The sequence below is a fragment of the Micromonospora globispora genome, assembly GCF_003857015.1.
Classification (GTDB): domain Bacteria; phylum Actinomycetota; class Actinomycetes; order Mycobacteriales; family Micromonosporaceae; genus Micromonospora; species Micromonospora globispora.
The window spans coordinates 20,889-41,250 of record NZ_QGGF01000693.1; the positions used below are offsets into that span (position 1 = coordinate 20,889).

The window sequence follows — 20,362 nt, forward strand, 5'->3', positions numbered from 1 at the left end:
GCCGGCAACGGCTCGACCCGTCGAACCGGAGGCATCATGACCACGGCCGACACCCGATCCGACCCGAGCACCCCGGCAACCCTGCCCTCGGTTCTTCGGCTCACCGGCATCGACAAGCGGTACGGCGGCGTCCATGCGCTGCGCGGGGTCGACTTCGAACTGGCCCGCGGAGAGGTGCACGCCCTGGTCGGGGAGAACGGAGCCGGCAAGTCGACCCTTATCAAGATTGTCTCCGGCGCGGAGAGCCCGGATGCGGGAGAGATCGAGATCGACGGGCAGGCCCTGCCGACGGGAAGCACCACCTCGGCGCTGAGCGCCGGCATCGCGACCGTCTACCAGGAGTCCCAGCTCTTCGGCGAACTCACCGTGGCGGAAAACGTCTTCATCGGCCGCGAACTGCGGCGGGCCGGCATCGTCGAGCGGGGTCGCCAGCACGAGGCGGTCGTGAAGCTGCTCGAGCGGGTCGGCCTGGACGCTGCCGTCGCGGACGTCCGGGTGGCCGACCTGTCGGTCGCCGAGCAGCAACTGGTCAGCATCGCCAAGGCCTTCGCGAGCGAGCCGCGCATCCTCATCCTGGACGAGCCATCGGCCATCCTCACCGACCGAGAAATCGACACCCTGTTCGAGGCCGTCCGCCGGATGCGCGACAGCGGCGTGGCGGTCATCTACATCAGCCATCGCCTCGACGAGCTCGCCCAGATCACCGACCGTGTCACGGTCCTGCGGGACGGTCGGGTGGTGGCGAGCCGGCCGACCAGGGAGCTCACCGTACGGGCCGTGGCCGAACTGATGGTCGGCCACACGCTCGAAACGGACCAGGTGCGGCGAACGGTGCCGGACGTCGAGCCCGCGCTGGCAGTGACCAGCCTCGGTCGACGGGGTGTCTTCGCCGACGTCGAGCTGGCCCTTCGGCCCGGCGAGGTGGTCGCCCTCTACGGTCTCATCGGTTCGGGCGCTGCCAGCATCGCCCGCGCCCTGTACGGCATTGACCCGGCCGATTCGGGCATCATCCGGATCAACGGCCAGGAGGTGAACCTCAGATCACCTGCCGATGCGGTGCGGCACGGGATGACGATGCTTCCGGCCAACCGCAAGGTGCAGGGCGTCTTCAGCTCCAAGAGCATCGCCTTCAACATCTCCAGCGCACACCTGCGGCTCCTCAGCCGCGGCGGGCTGTGGGTGGACCGCGGCCGGGAACGGTCCGTAGCGCGCGACTTCATCAAGCGCATCGCCATCAAGGCGCCGGGACCCGCCACCCTCGTCGGCAACCTGTCCGGCGGTAACCAGCAGAAGGTGGTGCTTGCCCGCCAGCTCGTCGAGCGGCCGCACATTCTGCTGCTCGAGGAACCGACGCAGGGGGTGGATGTCGGGGCCAAGGACGAGATCCACCGGATCATCGTCGAGCTCGCCGACGCGGGCAGCGCCGTCCTCGTCGTTTCCTCCGACCTGCCAGAGGTGCTGCAGGTCGCCGATCGGGTTCTCGTGGTGCGGGCGGGGCGGATCGTGGCCGCGTTCGACCGCGGCGCCCGGCAGGCGGATGTGCTGGCGGCTGCCGCCGGCGATGGCGGGCCCGGCACCGTGGACGACTCCTCCACCGCCAACACCGCCTCGACGACGGAGGTGACTGCTCCATGACCGGGCTCGTCCAAGCCGTACCACTGCGCCGCAGGCGTCCCGTCGCCCGGGCGGTGGAGGGTCAGGAACTCGCGCTCGTCGTCGTCATCGCGCTCCTGTGGCTCGCCCTGTCCCTCGGGACCGACACGTTCCTCACCGGTTCGAACCTGCGCAACATCGTCTTCGGCGTGGCGGCGATCGCGATCATCGGAATCGGCATGACGCCCGTCATCGTCACCGCCGGCATCGACGTCTCCGTAGGGAGCATGGCTGCGGTGGTCATGGTGGTCGTCGCCAAACTCATCCGCGACGTCGGGGCGCCGGCGCCACTCGCCGTCCTCGTAGCGGTCGCGCTCGGGCTGGCGCTCGGGTGCCTCAACGGGCTGCTCGTCAGCCTCGGCGGCATCCACCCGATCATCGTCACGTTCGGCACCCTGAACGTGTTCCGCTTCGTGGCCCTGCGCATCTTCGACTCCAAGCAGGTGACCGGCGTACCGGACACGTTGGCCTGGTTCGGCGGCGGCGAGGCCGGGCGGGGCCTGCTCGGCGTGCCCCACGCCTGGTGGCTCGCCATGGTGCTCGCCGCGCTCATGTGGTGCTACATGCGTTACTGGGCGACCGGGCGCCACTGGTACGCCATCGGGAACGACCCGAACGCCGCTCGACTCGCCGGCATCAAGGTGCGCCGGCGCACCATCACCGCGTACGCCCTCACCGGGTTCTTCGTCGGCCTGGCGGCCTGCGTGCTCATCGGCAGCGGCGGCCTGGTGCAGCAGAATGCGGGCACCGGGCTCGAGTTGCAGGTCATCGCGGCTGTCGTGATCGGCGGAACGAGCATCCTCGGCGGTCGCGGCACGGTTCTCGGAACGCTGCTGGGAGCGCTGCTGGTCGGCACGCTGACGAGCGCCATCACGCTGCTCGGCTGGCGCAGCGAGCTGACCGAACTGTTCATCGGTGTGTTCATCCTGGTCGCGGTTGGCGTCGACCTGGTCCGTGAACGTCGCAGGAGGACACGGTGACCACCAAGACCGCAGAACTCGACCAGGCTCGCGACCAGAAGCCGGCCGAGGACCCGGGGACGCCGGGCTGGGCTCGTGCCCTCCGGTTCGTGCTTTCTGAGCGGGTCGCGCTGCTGAGTGTGCTGCTCGTGGTCGTGCTGGCGTGGTTCTGGTACCTGGGCCAGAACGACTACCTCGTCGCGCCGTACGACGTCGACTACCTGGCCTCCGCCCTCGAGACGATGGTTCCGCTCTGCCTCCTCGGCCTCGCGGAGTTCATCGTCATCGTCTCCGGTCGCGGCGGCATCGACCTGTCCGTCGGGTCGATCGTCAGCCTTGCCGGCATGGCCTTCGGATTCATGGTGGGCCAGTGGGGATGGCCGGTCGGTCCCGCACTGGTCCTGAGCGTGCTCGTCGGTGGGATCCTCGGCGCGGTCAACGGTGTACTGGTGGCGTACCTCGGCTTCCCGGCGTTGATCGCGACCCTGGCCACCTACTACGCGTACGGGTCGCTGGCGCTGCTGAGCAACGACAACGCCCCCATCTCGACGAAACCCATCCAGGACCTGCACTCGCTGACCCGACCACTCGACCTACCCGTGATGCCGGATCTGCCGGCGCAGGTGCTGACCTTCCTTCTGCCCTGCGTCGTCGTGGTGTGGCTCGTGGTCAACCGGACGACCTACGGCCGCAAGCTGTACGCGATCGGCACGAATGACATCGCCGCCCGCTTCGCGAACATCGACGTGCGGCAGACCCGGTTCCGCGCCTACGTCACCTCCGGACTGCTCTCCGGCGTCGTCGCCGTGGTCACCGTCGCGCAGTTCGCCTCGGCCCGCCCGGACGCGGGCAGTGTGGGCAACGGGATGGCGCTCCCGGCGATCACCATCGCCGTGCTCGGCGGGGTGGCGATCTCCGGTGGTCTGGGGCGGGTGGCCGGCGTGGTGATCGCAGCCCTGCTCATCGTCTGGCTGAACGCGGGCATCCTCCTCGCGTTCGAGGGCTCGGACGGCAGTCAGTTCCAGCTCTTCGCGCTCGGCGCGGTCCTGGTCCTCTCCGCGCTGCTCAACGCGATCACCCTGCGTCGCCGCGGAGGGGTCCGATGAGCGTGCGTGTCGACCCCGCGATGGTGCCGGCCGCACTCGTCGACCTGACGTTGCGCGTCGGTGATCCGGCTCGCGATCTGGTGAGCCTCGCGGAGGGCAACACGTCGACCGTGCAGGACGGCGAGCTGGTCGTGAAGGCGAGCGGTGCGCGGATGGACCGCGCGAGCGCGGGCGACTTCGTGGTGGTCGACGTGGACACGGCCGCCCGCGTCCTCGCCGATCCGCGCACCACTCAGGACGAGCTCTCTGCGCTGCTGTCCGTGGCGGACGATCCGCGAGGGCGCCGCGCCTCGATCGAGACGCTCGTCCACGTCGCCGCGGTGCACGCCGGCGGCGCGACCTGGGTCGCGCACACCCATCCGACCGCGCTCGTCGGGCTCCTCTCCGTCGAGGAGGGGGAGCGGTTGTGGCAGGCGCCGCTGTTTCCGGACGAGGCAGTGGTCGTCGGTCGTCCCGCATGGGTCGGGTATGAGGAACCCGGTCTCGCGCTCGGCCGCGCCGTCGCAGCCGCCATCACCGACCACGCCGACCGCTACGGCACTCCGCCGCGGCTCGTGCTCCTCGGCAACCATGGAATCGTCGCGCTCGGCCGGTCGCCCGAGGAGGTCGAGGCCGTGACGACGATGGCGGTGAAGGCCGCCCGTACCCGCCTGATCGCGCACGCGGTCGGGAGACCGCGGTATCTCGACGCGGCCGGCGGAGATGCCCTCGCCTCCCGCGCCGACGAGGTCGCCCGCCGCGCGTTGCTGGCGGGAGAGACGGTATGACCCGTCCGCCCTTTGCCGATCGCATCGTCGAGGCGGTGTTCTTCGACGTCGGTGGCCCGATCTACGACGACGAGAACTTCGTGTCCGCGGTGCTCGCCGCGCTCGACGACCTTCGGGCCGAGCAGGGACGAGAGCCCGTCGATTGGGCGAGCTTCCGAGCGGTGTACGACGCCGTCCGGATCGCGCAGTCCGGGTCGCTGCGGCGCGCGCTCGCCGCCGAGTTCCTCGGTGACGAGCGGCGGCGCGACGAGCTGCACGAGCGCACCCGGCACCACTGGCAGCACCCGGCGGGTTCGCTCTACGCCGACGTGCTGCCGTGCCTGCGGGAGCTGCATGGGCAGGTGCGCGTCGGGGTGCTGGCCAACCAGGAGGCCACCGTGGTCGACGCGCTGCGTCGTGACGGCCTGGCACCCTTCATCGACGTCTGGGGCGTCTCCGCGCTGGTCGGGTTCGAGAAGCCGGAGCCCGCCCTCTTCGAGTGGGCGCTGAAGCAGGCGGGAACGACCCCGGCGACAACCGTGCATGTCGGCAACCGCCTCGACACCGACGTCCGCCCGGCCCGCCGCCTCGGCCTCGGCACCGTCTGGGTGCTGCGCGGCGAGGCAGCTCCCGAGCCGACGACCGAGCAGCTCGCGGAGCCCGACGTCGCCGTACCCGACCTCCGTGGCCTTCCCCGGCTGCTGCTCGGCGATGGTCGGCGGCAGCGCGCCGAGGCCGAGCGGCCATGACCGATCTCGTCATCGGTCTGGACGTCGCCACCGCAGACGTCCGGGCCGTCGCGGTCACCCCCGACGGGACCGTTGTGGCGCGGGCAGCGGCACCACTTCCGCCCCCCGACCGTGGCATAGCGGGACGCACAGAGCAGAAACCGGTCCATCCCGACGTCGCGGAGACCGTTCTCGCGCAGCTCACCGCGGAGGTGGGCGGGTCGGCGAAGGCTGTCGCCGTGACCGCCACCTCGGGAAGCGTCGTCCCATGCTCCGCTGACCTGGTGCCCGTTGGGCCCGCTCTCCTGTACGACGATCGCAGGGCCGGCGAGCACGGCTCCGGGGTCGATCCGGCGCTGGTGCGGACCGCACCGGCGCTCGCCCGCATCGGCTGGCTCGAACGCCACCTTCCGGCGGACCGGTACCGGCACGTCAGTGACCTCGTCGTCGCCCGGCTCACCGGGGAGGACACCCCGAGCGACACGAGCCATGCCCTCAAGACCGGTGCTGATCCCGAAACCGGGCGTTGGGCCGCCCAGCTGCTCGACATGGCGGGTGTCGCGGAGTCCCAGTTGCCGCGGCTGTGCCGGCCGGGAGCCGTCGTCGGTGGCCTTTCCGCCCGCAGTGCGTCGCTGACAGGTCTGCCCGTCGGGACGCTGGTGGTCCTCGGCATGACCGACGGCTGCGCGGGCCAGGTGGCGGCGGGCGCGGTGCGACCGGGAGACGCGGTCGGCGTGCTCGGGACCACCCTCGTGGTCAAGGTCGTGGCATCGCGTCGGGTGGCCGACCAGGCGCTCGGTGTCTACAGCCACCTCGCGCCCGACGGCTGCTGGTGGCCGGGAGGAGCGAGCAACGCCGGCGCCGGGGTACTACGCAGTGCCTTCCCCGACGCCGATTTACAGGCTCTCGACCTCGCGGCCGCGCAACGCGGGCCGGTACGCGCGCTGGTCTATCCCGTGGCTCGTCCCGGCGAGCGGTTCCCCTTCGTGACCCCGGACGCGGGCGGGTGGCTGCGGGGCGAGCCGGCGGACCGCGACGAGTACTACCGCGCCCTTCTCGACGGCGTGGCCTACGTCGAGCGGCTGGCCCTCGACGTCCTCGCGGCAGCGGGCGCTCCGAGCCGTGGTGCCCTCCGGGCCGTGGGGGGCGGTAGCCGCAGCCGGCCGTGGGCCCGGATCCGCGCCACAGTCCTGGGCCGTCCGCTCCTGGTCCCCGCCGAGGTGTCCAGTGCCTTCGGAGCCGCCGTGCTGGCCGCGTCATCCACCGTGCACCACGACCTGGCGACGGCCGTCGACTCGATGGTGAGGCTCGCGGCCACGGTGGACCCCGACCCCGCCGAGCAACCGAGGCTCGACGACGGATACGCCCGGTTCGTCGCCGCGCTCGTCGAGCGTGGCTGGCTCCCCCCGGCTCCGACGAAGAACCCAGACCGGTCCATCAACTCCGATCCGATCGAGGGGTGACCATGAACCGAGACGAGGTCAAGCGCCTCCTGCGAACCCAGCACATCGAGACGCCCTCCTGGGCGTACGGCAACTCCGGAACCCGATTCAAGGTGTTCGCCGAGCCCGGCGTACCGCGGACGCCGTACGAGAAGATCGACGACGCGGCGATGGTGCACCGGCTCACCGGCGTCGCCCCGACCGTGGCGCTGCACATCCCGTGGGACCGCGTGGACGACTACGCGGACCTCGCCTCGTACGCCAAGGACCAGGGGGTGGCGATCGGGGCGATCAACCCGAACGTGTTCCAGGACGACGACTACAAGTTGGGCAGCGTCTGCAGCCCCGATCCGAAGGTGCGCCGTAAGGCGGTCGAGCACCTGCTGGAGTGCGTCGGCATCGCCCGCGAGACGGGGTCGAAGCAGCTGTCGTTCTGGTTTGCCGACGGCACCAACTACGCTGGCCAGGACTCGATCCGCGCGCGGCAGGACCGCCTCGCCGAGGCCCTGAGCGAGACGTACGCCGCGATGCCGGCGAACATGACGATGCTGCTGGAGTACAAGCTCTTCGAACCGGCCTTCTACCAGATGGACCTGCCGGACTGGGGCACCTCGTACATGCACTGCCTGCAACTGGGCCCGCAGGCGAAGGTGCTGGTCGACACCGGCCACCACGCACCAGGGACCAACATCGAGATGATCGTCGCGGTGCTGCTGCGGGCTGGCCGCCTCGGCGGCTTCCACTTCAACAGTCGCTACTACGCCGACGACGACCTCATGGTGGGGGCGGCCGACCCCTTCGGACTGTTCCGGATCATGCACGAGATCGTCTCGGCGTCCGCGATGGACGGCGTCGCTTTCATGCTCGACCAGTGCCACAACATCGAGGGCAAGGTGCCGGCGCTGATCCGCTCGGTGATGAACGTCCAGGAAGCTACCGCTAAGGCCCTGCTGGTGGACGCTGACGCGCTGACGCGGGCCCAGGCTGAGGGGGACGTGCTGTCCGCCCACGGCGCGCTGATGGACGCGTTCGCCACCGATGTGCGGCCCCTGCTCGCCGAGCTTCGCGACGAGATGGGCCTGCACCTGGACCCCATGCAGGCCTACCGGGAATCGGGCTATCAGCAACGGATCGTCGCCGAGCGTGTCGGCGGGACCGCGATGGGATGGGGAGCGTGATGCAGCGAACGACCCGAGACGACGTTCCCGAGGGCGTCTCCGGGGAGGTGACCGCCATGCTCGACCGAGCGAACCACCTGGGCAGCGATCCCACGGTGACGAACTATGGCGGCGGCAACTCCTCGTGCAAGGCGGCGGTGACGCATCCCGCGACCGGAGAGCCCGTCACATTGCTCTACGTCAAGGGATCCGGGGGTGACCTCGGCACGCTGCGCTATCCCGGCCTCGCGGTCCTCGAACTGGATCGACTGCACCGCCTCGACGACCGGTACCGCGGAGTCGAGCACGAGGACGAGATGGTCGGCCTCTTCTCCTTCTGCGCCTTCGGGCCGGGCGGTGCGGCCCCCTCGATCGACACTCCGATGCACGGCCTCGTCGACGCGGTGCACGTGGACCACCTGCACCCCGACAGCGTCATCGCGCTCGCTGCGGCTGCCGACGGCGAGCGGCTGGTGCGGGACTGTTACGGGGAGCGCGTCCGGTGGGTGCCGTGGATCCGCCCTGGGTGGGAGCTCGGTCGGATGATCGCCGAGATTGTGCGGAACCATCCCGAGGCGGAGGGCGTCGTCCTCGGCGGCCACGGCCTCACCACGTGGGGAGCGACCAGCGAGGAGTGTGAGGAGCGAGGGCTGCGGCTCATTCGTGAGGCGGCCGAGTTCATCCGACGTGCGGGCCGGCCGGAGCCGTTGGGTCCGGTACGGGACGACCGCCGCCCGCTCCCCGAGGAGGCGCGGCGGCAACGGGCCGCCGAACTCGCGCCGATTCTGCGCGGGATCGCGGGCACCGACAGCCGCCTGGTCGGGCACTTCCGTGACGACGAGGTCGTCCTGGACTACCTCTCCAGAGAGGCGCTGGACCGGCTCGTCCCGCTCGGCACGTCCTGCCCCGACCATTTCCTGCGCACCAAGATACGTCCGCTGCTGCTGGACACCGCCCCGGACGCGGCACTTGACGAGGTGGTGGAGCGGCTGCGCGAGCTGCACACGGCGTACCGCGAGGAGTACGCGGCCTACTACGACCGGTACGCCGACGCGGACAGTCCGCCCATGCGTGGCGCGGACCCCGCCGTCGTGCTCGTTCCCGGGGTCGGGATGTTCTCATACGGCGGCGACAGGCTGACTGCCCGCATCGCCGGCGAGTTCTACGTCAACGCGATCAACGTGATGCGCGGCGCGGAGGCGGTCTCCACCTATGCCCCGGTCTCCGAGAGCGAGAAGTTCCGGGTCGAGTACTGGGAACTCGAGGAGCGTAAGCTGCGCCGTCGGCCAAGGCCTAAAGCGCTCGCCGGAAAGGTCGCCTTCGTCACCGGGGGTGCGTCCGGGATCGGTCGCGCGACATGCCGGGCGCTTGCCGCACAGGGCGCCTGTGTCGTGGTCGCCGATCGCGACCACGAGGGCGCCCGCCAGCTGGCCAAGGAACTCGGCGGTGCGGATGTCGCCCACGCCGTCCACGTCGACGTGTCGGACGAGGCGTCCATCCGCGCGGCGGTCGAGGTCGCCTGCCTGGCCTTCGGCGGGATCGACGTCGTGGTCAACAACGCTGGCCTCTCCCAGTCCGCGCCGCTCGAGGAGACCACCGCGGAGATGTGGGACCTCCAGTTCGACGTGATGGCCCGCGGTTCGTTCCTCGTGTCGCGCGAGGCCGCCCGGGTCCTGCGCGCCCAGGGTCACGGCGGTGACATCGTCTACATCGTCAGCAAGAACGCCGTCTTCGCCGGACCCGCCAACGTCGCGTACTCGTCGGCGAAGGCGGCCCAGGCCCACCAGGTCCGGCTCCTCGCTGCGGAACTCGGTCCCACTGGGGTGCGTGTCAACGGTGTGAATCCCGACGGCGTCGTACGCGGGTCCGGGATCTTCGCCGGCGGCTGGGGCGCGCAACGTGCCGCTGTGTACGGGGTCGCCGAGGAGGACCTGGGGCAGTACTACGCGCAGCGAACGCTGCTCAAACAGGAGGTGCTTCCCGAACACGTCGGCGCGGCGGTCGTCGCGCTCGTCGACGGATCACTGCCCCTGACCACCGGCCTGCTCGTTCCCGTGGACGGCGGCGTACCCCAGGCGTTCCTGCGATGACGGCGCGCAACCCGCTCGGTATCCATGCCGCGGTCTTCGCCGGCGGGTGGAGTCCCGAGGAGCGGCGGATGGCAGCGAGACGGGCCCGCCGGGCCGGGTACGACGTGCTGGAGATACCAGCGCTCGACCCCGAGGCGATCGACATCGCCGACACCCGGGCGGTGCTCGACGAACACGGGCTGGTCGGTGTGTGCTCGCTGGGGCTCGACTTCGACGCGGACATCTCCAGCCCGGTACCCGAGGTCGCCGCTCGTGGCGAAGCGCGGCTGCGCGCGGCCCTCGACGTCGCCGCCGGCCTCGGCGGAGGCTTCCTCGGCGGCGTCATCTACAGCGCCCTCGGCAAGTACGACCGGCCGATGGACCCGCGGGACCGCGACTCGATGGTCGCCATCCTCCGTCGGCTCGCCGCGAGAGCAGCTGACGAAGGGGTGACCCTCGGCCTGGAAGCGGTGAACCGCTACGAGTCGAACGCCATCAACACCTGCGCGCAGGCGGTTCAGGTGATCAAGGACGTCGGGGCGGCCAACGTGGTGGTCCACCTCGACGCCTATCACGCCAACATCGAGGAGGCCTCCATCACCCAGGCGGTGGCCGACTGCGCCGACCATTTGGGCTACGTACACGTGGGGGAGTCGCACCGCGGTTACCTCGGCAGCGGATCCGCCGATCTCGACGGTCTCTTCCGGGCCCTGCGGGACACCGGCTACTCCGGCACGGTGACGTTCGAGTCGTTCTCCCGCGCCGTGGTGTCGGCGGACCTGTCGGATCGACTCGGGGTCTGGCGGGACCTGTGGGAGGACGGGGACGACCTCGCCGCCCACGCGCACGCCTACATGTCCGAGCGCCTGACGAGGGTAGCTGGAGGTACGACGGATAGAAGGACCTTGCCGGTCCCTCTTGACTCAGAAATCGATTGCTGAAACGGTGAATGTCATGCGGGTTGCGGCCGTCATCGGCGTGGACATCGGCACCTCGAGCAGCAAAGGGGTGCTCGTCGATCTCGGCGGCCGCGTGATCGGTTCGTGTACCCGGCACCATGAGGTCGACCGTCCGCGACCGGGCTGGGTCGAGATGGACGCGGAGATCTGGTGGCAGGAGTTCGTGGGCATCACCCGGGAACTCCTGGCGCCCGGCGAGGCGGACGTCGTCGCCGTCGGAGTGAGTGGCATGGGTCCGTGCGTGCTGCTCACGGACGCTGACGGCGTCCCGCTGCGCCCGTCCATCCTGTACGGCATCGACACCCGCTCGACCGGTCAGATCGCGAGGCTCAACGAGCGGTTCGGCGAGAACGCGATCATGCAGCGGTGCGGCTCGGCCCTCTCGACCCAGTCCGCGGGCGCGAAGATCGCCTGGGTCGCCGACACGGAGCCCCACCTCTTCGCGCGGGCACGCCGATTGTTCATGCCGAGTTCGTGGCTCGCCTTCAAACTGACCGGCGAGTACGTGCTCGACCAGCACTCCGCCAGTCAGTGCACCCCGCTCTACGACACGGAAAACCTGACCTGGTATCTGCCGTGGGCCAAGGAGATCGCGCCCGAGCTGGTCCTTCCGCCGCTGAGGTGGGCGGGCGAGGTGGCCGGCAGCGTGACGGCGGAGGCGGCATCCCTGACCGGACTGCGGGTCGGCACCCCCGTGATCACGGGAACGATCGACGCGTGGTCGGAGGCGATCAGCGTCGGCGCCCAGGGCGTGGGCGACCTCATGCTGATGTACGGCACGACGATGTTCCTGGTCAACACTGTTCCCAACCGGTTGACCAGCCCGTCGCTGTGGGGAACGGTCGGCGCCCTGCCCGGCACCCGCAACCTCGCGGCGGGCATGGCGACCTCTGGTGCCATCACCGGATGGCTGCGCGACCTGTTCGGATCACCGGACTATCCCGAGCTCCTGCGTCTCGCGGAACTCTCCGGTCCCGGCGCCGGCGGGCTGCTCATGCTGCCCTACTTCGCAGGCGAGCGTACGCCGATCATGGATCCGCACGCCCGCGGCGTCATAGCCGGCCTCACCGTCTCGCACACCCGCGGGGACCTGTATCGGGCGGCGCTGGAGGCGACCGGGCTGGGGGTGCGCCACAACATCGAGACCATGCAGGCCGCCGGCGGAGACATCCGACGTGTCGTCGCGGTGGGTGGTGGCACCCAGGGGAAGCTCTGGACCCAGGTCGTCTCCGACATCACCGGGCGGGCCCAGGACATTCCATCGCAGACGATCGGTGCCAGCTACGGCGGGGCTTTCCTGGCCGCGCAGGTGGTAACCGACGTCTCGATCGAGGCGTGGAACGCGATTAGGGAAATCCGGGAGCCCCGACCCGAGCTCGCGGCGGACTACGAGGAGCTGTACGCGCTGTACCGCGAGCTTTACACCGGATCCAAGAACATCGCCCACGGCCTCGCCGCCCGACAGGAGCGTCTGACGGCCGAAACCCCACCACTCGCTCAACGGAAAGCACGCACCGAAGGAGTCGCCCCATGACGAGCTACACGCTGCCCGTACTGGCCGAGCGGCCGAAGGCCGCGTCCGGCACCGTCTACACGGTTGCCAGCGGCGACCTCCGGCTGAGCGCGAACGCCACCTGCTGGCCCACGCAGCAGAAACTCGAGTCCGACCTCACGGCGGCCGTCAACTCGCTCGGCTGGAAGGTGCAGCGGGGTCATGAGGTCGATGCCGACAAGGGGCACGGCTTCATCGACAGCCAGCGCGCCGGCATCGAGGTCTTCAAGCGGCTACCCGCGGACGCTCCACTCATCGTGGTCGAGGCGGTCTGGCAGTACAGCCACCACGTGCTCGCCGGTCTCCGGAGCCACAAGGGGCCGATCCTCATCGTGGCGAACTGGAGCGGTGAGTTCCCCGGCCTGGTCGGTCTGCTCAACCTCACGGCCAGCCTCACCAAGGCGGGAGTGAAGCACTCCGCGCTCTGGAGCGAGGACTTCACCGACGAGTGGGCACTCAAGGGCCTGAAGACCTGGCTGGAAACGGGTCAGCTGACCCACGACGAGGGCCACGTGCGGGACCTGCCCGCGCTGCCGGCCAGCCCGGAGGTCGCGCTCGGTACGGCGTTGGCTGAGCAACTGGCCACGGAGAAGGCGATCATCGGTGTCTTCGACGAGGGCTGCATGGGCATGTACAACGCGATCTTCGACGACGAGCTGCTCAACCCGCTCGGCATCTACAAGGAGCGCCTGTCGCAGAGTGCACTCGTCGCCGAGATGAACCGGGTGAGCGACGAGGAGGCCCAGGCCGTACGGACCTGGCTGGACAGGGCCGGCATGACGTTCCACCTCGGCAGTGACGAAGCGACCGAGCTGACCGAGGGGCAGCTGCTCAGCCAGTTCAAGATGTACATCGCGGCGCTGCGCATCGCCGACGACTTCGGCCTGGACGCGGTGGGCATCCAGTACCAGCAGGGACTGAAGGACATGGTTCCGGCGAGCGACCTGGCCGAGGGACTGCTGAACAACGTCGAGCGTCCGCCGGTGCGCAGCCGGGACGGCTCTCGTGAACTGTACGCGGGAGCCCCGCTGCCGCACTTCAACGAGGTCGATGAGGGCGTGGCCGTCGACTCCCTGATCACCAACCGCATCTGGACCGCGATGGGCCTCGATCCGGCGACCACGTTGCACGACATTCGCTGGGGAGAGCGGTACGGTGACGACTTCGTGTGGGTTTTCGAGATCTCGGGCTCGGTTCCCGCCTCGCACAACGGTGGCTACGACAAGTCGTACAGCATGCGCCAGCCGCCGATGTACTTCCCGCTGGGCGGTGGCACGCTGAGCGGCGTGTCGAAGCCGGGCGAGATCGTCTGGTCCCGGGTGTTCCTCATGGACGGCATCCTGCATGTCGACATGGGCCGCGGCACCGCTGTCGAGCTGCCGCCCGAGGAGACCGAACGCCGTCTGAACGCCACCACGCCGCAGTGGCCGATCATGCACGCGGTGCTGCACGGCGTCGGCCGCGACCAGTTGATGGCTCGGCACAAGGCCAATCACGTCAACGTCGTCTATGCCCCGGACGCCGCGACGGCCGACCGGGCGTTGGTGGCGAAGGCAGCGATGTTCGCGCACCTCGGCGTACGGGTGCACCTGTGCGGCGAGGTCAACTGCTAGCGGCTGATCGGTCCAGCCCGATCGATGCGTTGACGGACACCTCAACCCCTACTTAAAATCGCTGAAATCGATTTCTAAGGAGAGCCCATGCCGCTGTCGGGGATATCTCCGATCCTCACGGGCGAGCTGCTCGCGCACCTGGATGCCATGGGCCATTCCGACGCGGTCGTCCTGGCCGACGCCCACTTTCCGGCAGCGCGTCTCGCCCGTCGGCTGCTGGTCCTTCCCGGACTGGGCACACCGGAGGTGCTACGGGCCGTCCGGACGGTGACGCCGCTCGACGACGCACCGGCCCTGGACCTCATGGCGGCTGCCGACGGAGTACGGCAGCCCGTACAGGACGAGCTGATCGATGCGGCGGGAGCCGGCCAGCGAGACGTCCGGTTCGTGGGGCGTCACGACTTCTACGACGTAGCGGCCGGCGCCTACCTCATCGTGCGGACGGGCGAAACCCGTACGTACGGCAACGCGATCCTCCGTAAGGGGATCGTAACGATAGACGACGGGCGGAAGCCCTGATGGATGTCGCACAAGTCCCGTCGCAGCGGGGCGTACCCCTGCTGCGGGCCGAGGGTGTGAGCAAGAGCTTTCCCGGCGTCCGGGCCCTTTCGGACGTACACCTCGACCTGCGCCACAACGAGGTGCTGGGCCTGGTCGGTGAGAACGGTGCGGGCAAGTCGACCCTGATGAAGCTGCTCTCCGGCATCTACACCGCGGACGAAGGGGAGTTTTACCTCAACGGAGAGCGGCTGGAAGTCACCGGCCCCAAGCAGGCCCAGGAACTCGGCATCAGCATCATCCATCAGGAGTTCAACCTGATGCCCGACCTCACGGTCGCGCAGAACATCTTCATCGGCCGTGAGCCTCGTAGTGGCAGGTTCTTCCTGAACGAGCGGGGCCTGAACGCCCGCGCCATGGAGTTGATCGAAAGGCTGCAGCTTTCGCTCGACCCGACGCGGACCGTCGCCAGCCTGACGGTGGCCAAGCAGCAGATGGTGGAGATCGCCAAGGCGCTCTCGTACGACGCCAAGGTGCTGATCATGGACGAGCCCACGGCGGCCCTCAACGAGACGGAGGTCGCGGCGCTGCACGACCTGATCCGCCGCTTCAAGCGACCGGACACCGGCGCCATCTACATCTCTCACCGGATGGACGAACTCAAGGCCATCACGGATCGCGTCACCGTGCTCCGGGACGGCCAGTACGTGGGGACGGTCGACACGGCGAGGACCACCATGAAGGAGGTCATCTCGCTCATGGTCGGGCGCACGATCGTCGGCGACGCCAAGCCGGAAGGGGTCCGCGAGGAGCGCGAGGTGCTCCTCGAAGTCCGGGGCCTGAGCACGAAGGCGCTGCTCAAGGACGTGAGCTTCGACCTCAGGAAGGGCGAGATACTCGGTTTCGCCGGCCTGATGGGGGCCGGACGTACGGAGGTGGCGAGAGCCATCGTCGGCGCCGACAAGGTGGACTCCGGGACCATCACCCTCCGGGGTGAGCGAGTGAGCATTCGCAATCCCGCGGACGCCGCCAAGCACCGGATCGGGTACCTGTCGGAGGACCGCAAGCAGTTCGGTCTCCTGCTGGAGCAGGACGTCAACGCGAACATCGCCCTCAGCTCGTTGCGTGACCTCTTCTCGTCATTCGGCTTCATGCGCGACAAGACCATGCGGGCCCGATCCAGGCAGTCCGTCAGCGCGCTGCGCATCAAGACCCCCTCGATCCACCAGACGGCGAAGAACCTCTCAGGTGGTAATCAGCAGAAGGTGGTCATCGCCAAGTGGCTCCTCAGGGACTGCGACATCCTGATCTTCGATGAGCCGACCAGGGGAATCGACGTCGGTGCAAAAGAGGAGATCTACCGGCTGCTCAACGAACTCGCCCAACAGGGCAAGTCGATCATCATGATCTCCTCGGAACTGCCGGAGATCCTGCGCATGTCGCACCGCATCGTGGTGATGAGCGAGGGCCGGATCACCGGAATGCTGTCGGCTGAGGAAGCCACGCAGGAGAGTGTCATGCACTACGCGACGTTGCGACCCGACGAGAACCCGGCCGACGCGGCTGAACTCGGGCTGGACGAAATCGAGACTCCGCATCCACAGACGGCCGAGAAAGCAGGAGAGAGATGACCACCCCCTCGGCGGGCACCATCACGTCGCCGGCCTCGCCCCCGCCGACCGAGCAGCCCGCGAACGAGGGGCTGACCGGCCGGCTCAGAAGCCGCCTCCAGCAGTTCCTCGCGTTTGCCAGTCTGATCGTGATCTTCGCGGTCTTCGCGATCGCGAGCCCGAACTTCCTCACGTACGGCAACGTCACGGCCATCCTGTTCTCCACCGTCGTGATCGGAACGCTCGCGCTGGGGACGACGTTCGTGATCATTACGGGAGGGATCGATCTCTCCCTAGGTACCGGCATGGCGCTCTGTGCCGTGATGTCCGGCGTGTTCATCGTGAACATGGATCTGCCACTTGGCGTGGGCGTGCTGGGCGCCATCCTCTTCGGCGGCCTGCTCGGGTTCGTCAACGGCGTCAACATCGCCATCCTGAAGATCCCCCCGTTCATCGCCACGCTGGCGATGATGCTCGTCGCCCAGGGCCTGGCGCTGGTCGTCTCCCACAGCGCGCCGATCTACTTCAACGACACACCCGGCTACTTCGCCATCTCGACCGGCAACCTCATCCCCGGGGTCCAGTTTCCCAACGCGGTCCTCATCCTGGCCGTGTTGGCGGTCATCTCGGGCATCCTGTTGAACAAGACGATCCTGGGCCGCTACACCTACTCGATCGGGAGCAACGAGGAGGCCACGTCCCTGTCCGGCATCAGCGTGCGTAAATGGAAGATCATCGTTTACACGCTCGCCGGTCTCTTCATCGGGATGGCTGGAGTGCTGATCTCGGCGCGTCTGGGCTCGGCCCAGCCGGCGACCGGCGCCGGGTACGAACTCCAGGCCATCGCTGCCGTAGTCATCGGCGGCACCTCACTCGCCGGCGGTAAGGGCTCGATCGTGGGCACGATCATCGGCGCGCTCATCATCTCGGTTCTGAACAACGGCTTGCAGATCATGTCGATCCCGCAGGAATGGCAGAACGTCATCCTGGGCTGCGTCATCCTCGTCGCGGTGTACGCCGACATGCTCCGCAAGCGGGAGAGCTAATTCTTGTCACCGGGGTGCGACGCCCCGCCACCAAGGAACTATGCCAATCCGAACGAGAGGGAGTCTGATCGATATGAGGAGAAGGCGGATCATCGCCGCGGCCGCGGTAGCGACACTGACAGTAGCCCTCGGCGCATGCAATTCCTCGTCGGGCGGGACCAGTACGGCCTCTGGCGGCGGGGACAAGCCGTACATCGCGATCGTGTCGAAGGGCTTCCAGCACCAGTTCTGGCAGGCCGTGAAGAAGGGCGCTGAGGAGGAGGCGGCCAAGCAGGGTGCCCGGATCACCTTCGAGGGCCCGGCAACCGAAGCCGACGTCGAGGCACAGGTCACCATGCTCACGAACGCCCTGGCCAAGAAGCCTGCGGCGATCGGCTTCGCGGCCCTGGACAGCAAGGCGGCCGCTCCACTGCTGCAGCAGGCGAAGTCGGCCAAGATTCCGGTGATCGCGTTCGACTCCGGCGTCGACAGTGACATCCCCGTGACGACCGCGTCGACCGACAACAAGGCCGCCGCCGCCGAAGCCGCCAAGCACATGTCGGACCTGCTCGGCGGCAAGGGCAAGGTGGCGCTCGTCGTACACGACCAGACGAGCCGGTCCGGGATCGACCGCCGCGACGGCTTCCTCGAGTGGATGAAGGCCAACGCTCCCGGCATCACCGTTCTCCCACCACAGTACGGAGGTGGCGACCAGGCGAAGTCGGCGGACATCACGAAGTCGATCATCGCCGCGAACCCTGACATCGCCGGCATCTACGGCTCCAACGAGGGATCGGCGATCGGCGTCATCAAGGGCGTCGAGGAGAGCGGTAAGAAGGGCATCAAGATCGTCGGGTTCGACTCCGGCAAGGCGCAGATCGACGCGATCAAGAACGGCACGATGGCCGGGGCGATCACCCAGAACCCCATCGGAATCGGGCAGCAGCTGGTCATCGCGGCGATGAAGGCCATCAAGGGGGAGAACCAGCCCAAGGTGATCGACACCGGCTTCTACTGGTACGACAAGACCAACATCGACAAGCCCGAGATCGCTGCGGTGCTCTACCAGTGAGGTCGGCGCAGCGGTCGGTGCTCTGCTGATCAGCGGATCGCCGGGGGTGGGAACCGAGCCGTTCGCACCCCCGGACCGACCGGACGGACCAGCGCAATCGCGTGGAGGGTTGGTGGGAGATGACGCTGCCGGTGCGGTGGGGCGTCCTCGGCACGGCGAGGATCGCCGAGCGGTACGTCGTCCCCGCCATCGCGGCATCGGACAATGGCCGGGTTATCGCGGTCAGCAGCGGGAGCGGCAGCGAGAAGGCAGTCGCGGAGCGGCTCGGCATTCCGCGCGCGTACCCGTCCCACGACCAGTTGCTCGCCGACCCCGATGTCGATGCCGTCTACATCCCGTTGCCGAACGTCCTGCACCGAGACTGGACGATCCGTGCGGCGGAGGCGGGCAAGCACGTCCTGTGTGAAAAGCCGATCGCGTTGAGCCGACGGCAGTTCGATGAGGTCGAGGCGGCGTGCGCCGCGAATCGGGTGCACGTCGCCGAAGCGTTCATGTACCGGCACCACCCCCAGATCGGCGCCGTGCGGGACCTGCTCCAGCGGGGGCGGATCGGCGAGGTCGTGGCGGTGGAGGCGCGCTTCCACTTCATTCTCGATCCCGCCGCGGGTCCGAACATCCGTCTGGACCCCGCACTCGGCGGCGGTGCGTTGCGCGACATCGGTTGCTATCCCATCGACCTCATGAACCTCCTGATGGGAGGTCCGCCCACCGAGGTGGCCTCCGTCGCCGTGACGAGGCGTGACGTCCGGGTGGAGACCTCCATCGCCGCCGTACTGCGCTACGGGACGGTCCTCGGTTCCTGGGACTGCAGTTTCCATTCGCCCGCCGGAGACAGTTGCGTCGTCATCGGCAGCTCGGGAACCATCGAGCTGCGGCATCCCTTCCGACCGGACCAGAACGGCGGCAACGGGGTCAGCATCGTGTCGTCCGGCGGGGGAGCCGACACAGTGGAAGTCCACGGCGATGTCTACCGCCTGGAGGTGGAGGCATTCGCACGGCGGATCCTCGCGGACGAGCCCGATGAGCCGAACACCGAGCTGAGCCGCTGGACGGTGGAGACCACGGAGCGTGTCGCACAAGCCGCCGGACTACCGCCATTCGAGACCGAGGCTTCCTCGGCCGGACGTACGGCGGGCTGACCGTTTCCTGAGCGCTCAGGCCGGGCGAGTGGAGCTCTCCCGGATGTGGAGGTCGGTGTGGAGGGTGACCATCGAGGTCGGCTTCGCCGGGTTGGCGATGCGTTCACCGAGCAGCACCGCGGCGGCCCTGCCCAGGTCGTAGGTGGGTTGCGAGACCGTGGTCAGGGATGGCCGCACCAAATGGGCCCAGGGGATGTCGTCGAAGCCGACAACGCCCACCTTAGCGGGCACCTTGACGCCACGGTCGACCAGGCACTCGACGGCCCCGACGGTCATCAAATTGTTCGTCGCGAAGACCGCGTCCGGCGGCTCGGTCTCGTCCAGCAGCGACGCCATCGCCCGGTACCCGCCCTCTTCCCGGAAGTCCGCGAACCGGATCAAGTTGTCGGTCGGCTGGTGACCACGGGATTTCAACGCTCGTTGATAGCCTCGTAGCCGCTGGGCGGCGGTCGAGATCCTGCGAGGGCCGGTGATGCAGGCGATTCGTCGATAGCCCTGGTCGAGAAGGTGGGTCGTTGCCAACTCGGCGCCGTGCACGTTGTCGACGAGCACGGTATCCACGCTGACGCCACGGAGCTGGCGGTCGATCGCGACGACTGGGATACGCGCCTCGATGAGCCGGTTGATCACGTTGGGCCGGCCGGACGTGGAGATGACCACGCCTGCCATCCGCTGCGCTAGGGCGGCGGCGACGTAACGCGCCTCTTTCTCCGGGTCCTCGTCGCTGTTGCAGAGGACCACGGAAAAACCGCTGCCCTGTGCGACGTCTTCGACCCCACGGACCATCGAGGTGAAGAATGGATTCCCGATGTCCGAGATGATGACCGCCCAGAGACTCGTCTGGCTCAGGCGCAGGTTGCGGGCCACGACGTTTGGCCGATAATTGAGGTCCTGCACCGCCTGCTGAACGCGGGCGGCCAGGACCGGATCGACCGAAGCCCGTCCATTGAGCACACGGGACACGGTTGCGGGCGAGACCTGGGCCTGGCGGGCCACGTCGTATATGGTCGCCATCCGCCTCCGTTCGTCGGCGT

General features: G+C 68.6%; 17 protein-coding genes. 16 read left to right on the top strand and 1 reads right to left on the bottom strand.

The window, feature by feature from the left end; genetic code table 11:
• Positions 1-36 precede the first annotated feature (36 nt).
• The 16 genes from DKL51_RS32340 to DKL51_RS32415 all read left to right on the top strand — a co-directional run bounded on the left by DKL51_RS32340 (position 37) and on the right by DKL51_RS32415 (position 19,328).
• Entirely contained in the window at positions 37-1,635 is a 1,599-nt protein-coding gene (locus DKL51_RS32340; RefSeq protein WP_109945075.1) for a sugar ABC transporter ATP-binding protein, read from the top strand.
• Complete coding sequence (locus DKL51_RS32345) at positions 1,632-2,633, top strand: ABC transporter permease (RefSeq protein WP_109945076.1); 1,002 nt, start codon at positions 1,632-1,634, stop codon at positions 2,631-2,633. The genes DKL51_RS32340 and DKL51_RS32345 overlap by 4 nt, the downstream gene beginning before the upstream one ends.
• Complete coding sequence (locus DKL51_RS32350) at positions 2,630-3,718, top strand: ABC transporter permease (RefSeq protein WP_109945077.1); 1,089 nt, start codon at positions 2,630-2,632, stop codon at positions 3,716-3,718. Before DKL51_RS32345 ends, DKL51_RS32350 begins: the two co-directional genes overlap by 4 nt.
• 20 nt (positions 3,719-3,738) lie before the next feature.
• Positions 3,739-4,485, top strand: coding sequence for a class II aldolase/adducin family protein (locus DKL51_RS32355; RefSeq protein WP_165824261.1), 747 nt, complete (start codon positions 3,739-3,741; stop codon positions 4,483-4,485).
• Positions 4,482-5,213, top strand: a complete 732-nt coding sequence (locus DKL51_RS32360) for an HAD family hydrolase (protein WP_109945079.1) — start codon at positions 4,482-4,484, stop codon at positions 5,211-5,213. Before DKL51_RS32355 ends, DKL51_RS32360 begins: the two co-directional genes overlap by 4 nt.
• Complete coding sequence (locus DKL51_RS32365) at positions 5,210-6,655, top strand: FGGY-family carbohydrate kinase (protein ID WP_109945080.1); 1,446 nt, start codon at positions 5,210-5,212, stop codon at positions 6,653-6,655. The genes DKL51_RS32360 and DKL51_RS32365 overlap by 4 nt, the downstream gene beginning before the upstream one ends.
• Positions 6,656-6,657: 2 nt before the next feature.
• Positions 6,658-7,812: an L-rhamnose isomerase gene (gene rhaI / locus DKL51_RS32370; RefSeq protein ID WP_109945081.1), complete on the top strand. Its 1,155-nt coding sequence runs from the start codon at positions 6,658-6,660 to the stop codon at positions 7,810-7,812.
• Positions 7,812-9,881, top strand: a complete 2,070-nt coding sequence (rhaD, locus tag DKL51_RS32375; protein WP_207783872.1) for a bifunctional rhamnulose-1-phosphate aldolase/short-chain dehydrogenase — start codon at positions 7,812-7,814, stop codon at positions 9,879-9,881. Before rhaI ends, rhaD begins: the two co-directional genes overlap by 1 nt.
• Positions 9,882-9,949: 68 nt before the next feature.
• Positions 9,950-10,801 (top strand): sugar phosphate isomerase/epimerase family protein, encoded by an 852-nt coding sequence (locus DKL51_RS32380; protein ID WP_207783867.1) that lies wholly within the window; start codon positions 9,950-9,952, stop codon positions 10,799-10,801.
• Positions 10,802-10,814: 13 nt separating this feature from the next.
• The gene (locus DKL51_RS32385) at positions 10,815-12,353 is read left to right on the top strand and encodes an FGGY-family carbohydrate kinase (RefSeq protein WP_109945084.1); all 1,539 of its coding nucleotides are present in this window, start codon (positions 10,815-10,817) and stop codon (positions 12,351-12,353) included.
• Positions 12,350-13,984, top strand: a complete 1,635-nt coding sequence (locus DKL51_RS32390; protein ID WP_109945085.1) for a fucose isomerase — start codon at positions 12,350-12,352, stop codon at positions 13,982-13,984. The genes DKL51_RS32385 and DKL51_RS32390 overlap by 4 nt, the downstream gene beginning before the upstream one ends.
• An 87-nt stretch (positions 13,985-14,071) precedes the next feature.
• Positions 14,072-14,503, top strand: a complete 432-nt coding sequence (locus tag DKL51_RS32395) for an RbsD/FucU family protein (protein ID WP_109945086.1) — start codon at positions 14,072-14,074, stop codon at positions 14,501-14,503.
• Between the two features lie 56 nt (positions 14,504-14,559).
• Entirely contained in the window at positions 14,560-16,113 is a 1,554-nt protein-coding gene (locus tag DKL51_RS32400; RefSeq protein ID WP_260428756.1) for a sugar ABC transporter ATP-binding protein, read from the top strand.
• The gene (locus DKL51_RS32405) at positions 16,110-17,138 is read left to right on the top strand and encodes an ABC transporter permease (RefSeq protein ID WP_109945088.1); all 1,029 of its coding nucleotides are present in this window, start codon (positions 16,110-16,112) and stop codon (positions 17,136-17,138) included. The genes DKL51_RS32400 and DKL51_RS32405 overlap by 4 nt, the downstream gene beginning before the upstream one ends.
• A 202-nt stretch (positions 17,139-17,340) precedes the next feature.
• A complete protein-coding gene (locus tag DKL51_RS32410; protein WP_243420584.1) occupies positions 17,341-18,189 on the top strand; it encodes an ABC transporter substrate-binding protein in 849 nt (282 codons plus the stop codon).
• A 119-nt stretch (positions 18,190-18,308) separates the two neighbouring features.
• The gene (locus DKL51_RS32415) at positions 18,309-19,328 is read left to right on the top strand and encodes a Gfo/Idh/MocA family protein (RefSeq protein ID WP_109964774.1); all 1,020 of its coding nucleotides are present in this window, start codon (positions 18,309-18,311) and stop codon (positions 19,326-19,328) included.
• Between the two features lie 15 nt (positions 19,329-19,343).
• Here the strand turns inward: DKL51_RS32415 and DKL51_RS32420 are convergent, their stop codons facing one another.
• Positions 19,344-20,324 carry a LacI family DNA-binding transcriptional regulator gene (locus DKL51_RS32420; protein ID WP_243420583.1) on the bottom strand — a complete coding sequence of 327 codons (981 nt, stop codon included), beginning with the start codon at positions 20,322-20,324 and terminating at the stop codon, positions 19,344-19,346.
• Positions 20,325-20,362: the final 38 nt, after the last annotated feature.

What these genes read in the sequence shown, in the direction of transcription:
- DKL51_RS32340 (WP_109945075.1), top strand. Translation starts at nt 37, where the DNA reads ATGACCACGGCCGACACCCGATCCGACCCGAGCACCCCGGCAACCCTG.
- DKL51_RS32345 (WP_109945076.1), top strand. Translation starts at nt 1,632, where the DNA reads ATGACCGGGCTCGTCCAAGCCGTACCACTGCGCCGCAGGCGTCCCGTC.
- DKL51_RS32355 (WP_165824261.1), top strand. Translation starts at nt 3,739, where the DNA reads ATGGTGCCGGCCGCACTCGTCGACCTGACGTTGCGCGTCGGTGATCCG.
- DKL51_RS32360 (WP_109945079.1), top strand. Translation starts at nt 4,482, where the DNA reads ATGACCCGTCCGCCCTTTGCCGATCGCATCGTCGAGGCGGTGTTCTTC.
- DKL51_RS32365 (WP_109945080.1), top strand. Translation starts at nt 5,210, where the DNA reads ATGACCGATCTCGTCATCGGTCTGGACGTCGCCACCGCAGACGTCCGG.
- rhaI (WP_109945081.1), top strand. Translation starts at nt 6,658, where the DNA reads ATGAACCGAGACGAGGTCAAGCGCCTCCTGCGAACCCAGCACATCGAG.
- rhaD (WP_207783872.1), top strand. Translation starts at nt 7,812, where the DNA reads ATGCAGCGAACGACCCGAGACGACGTTCCCGAGGGCGTCTCCGGGGAG.
- DKL51_RS32380 (WP_207783867.1), top strand. Translation starts at nt 9,950, where the DNA reads ATGGCAGCGAGACGGGCCCGCCGGGCCGGGTACGACGTGCTGGAGATA.
- DKL51_RS32385 (WP_109945084.1), top strand. Translation starts at nt 10,815, where the DNA reads ATGCGGGTTGCGGCCGTCATCGGCGTGGACATCGGCACCTCGAGCAGC.
- DKL51_RS32390 (WP_109945085.1), top strand. Translation starts at nt 12,350, where the DNA reads ATGACGAGCTACACGCTGCCCGTACTGGCCGAGCGGCCGAAGGCCGCG.
- DKL51_RS32395 (WP_109945086.1), top strand. Translation starts at nt 14,072, where the DNA reads ATGCCGCTGTCGGGGATATCTCCGATCCTCACGGGCGAGCTGCTCGCG.
- DKL51_RS32405 (WP_109945088.1), top strand. Translation starts at nt 16,110, where the DNA reads ATGACCACCCCCTCGGCGGGCACCATCACGTCGCCGGCCTCGCCCCCG.
- DKL51_RS32415 (WP_109964774.1), top strand. Translation starts at nt 18,309, where the DNA reads ATGACGCTGCCGGTGCGGTGGGGCGTCCTCGGCACGGCGAGGATCGCC.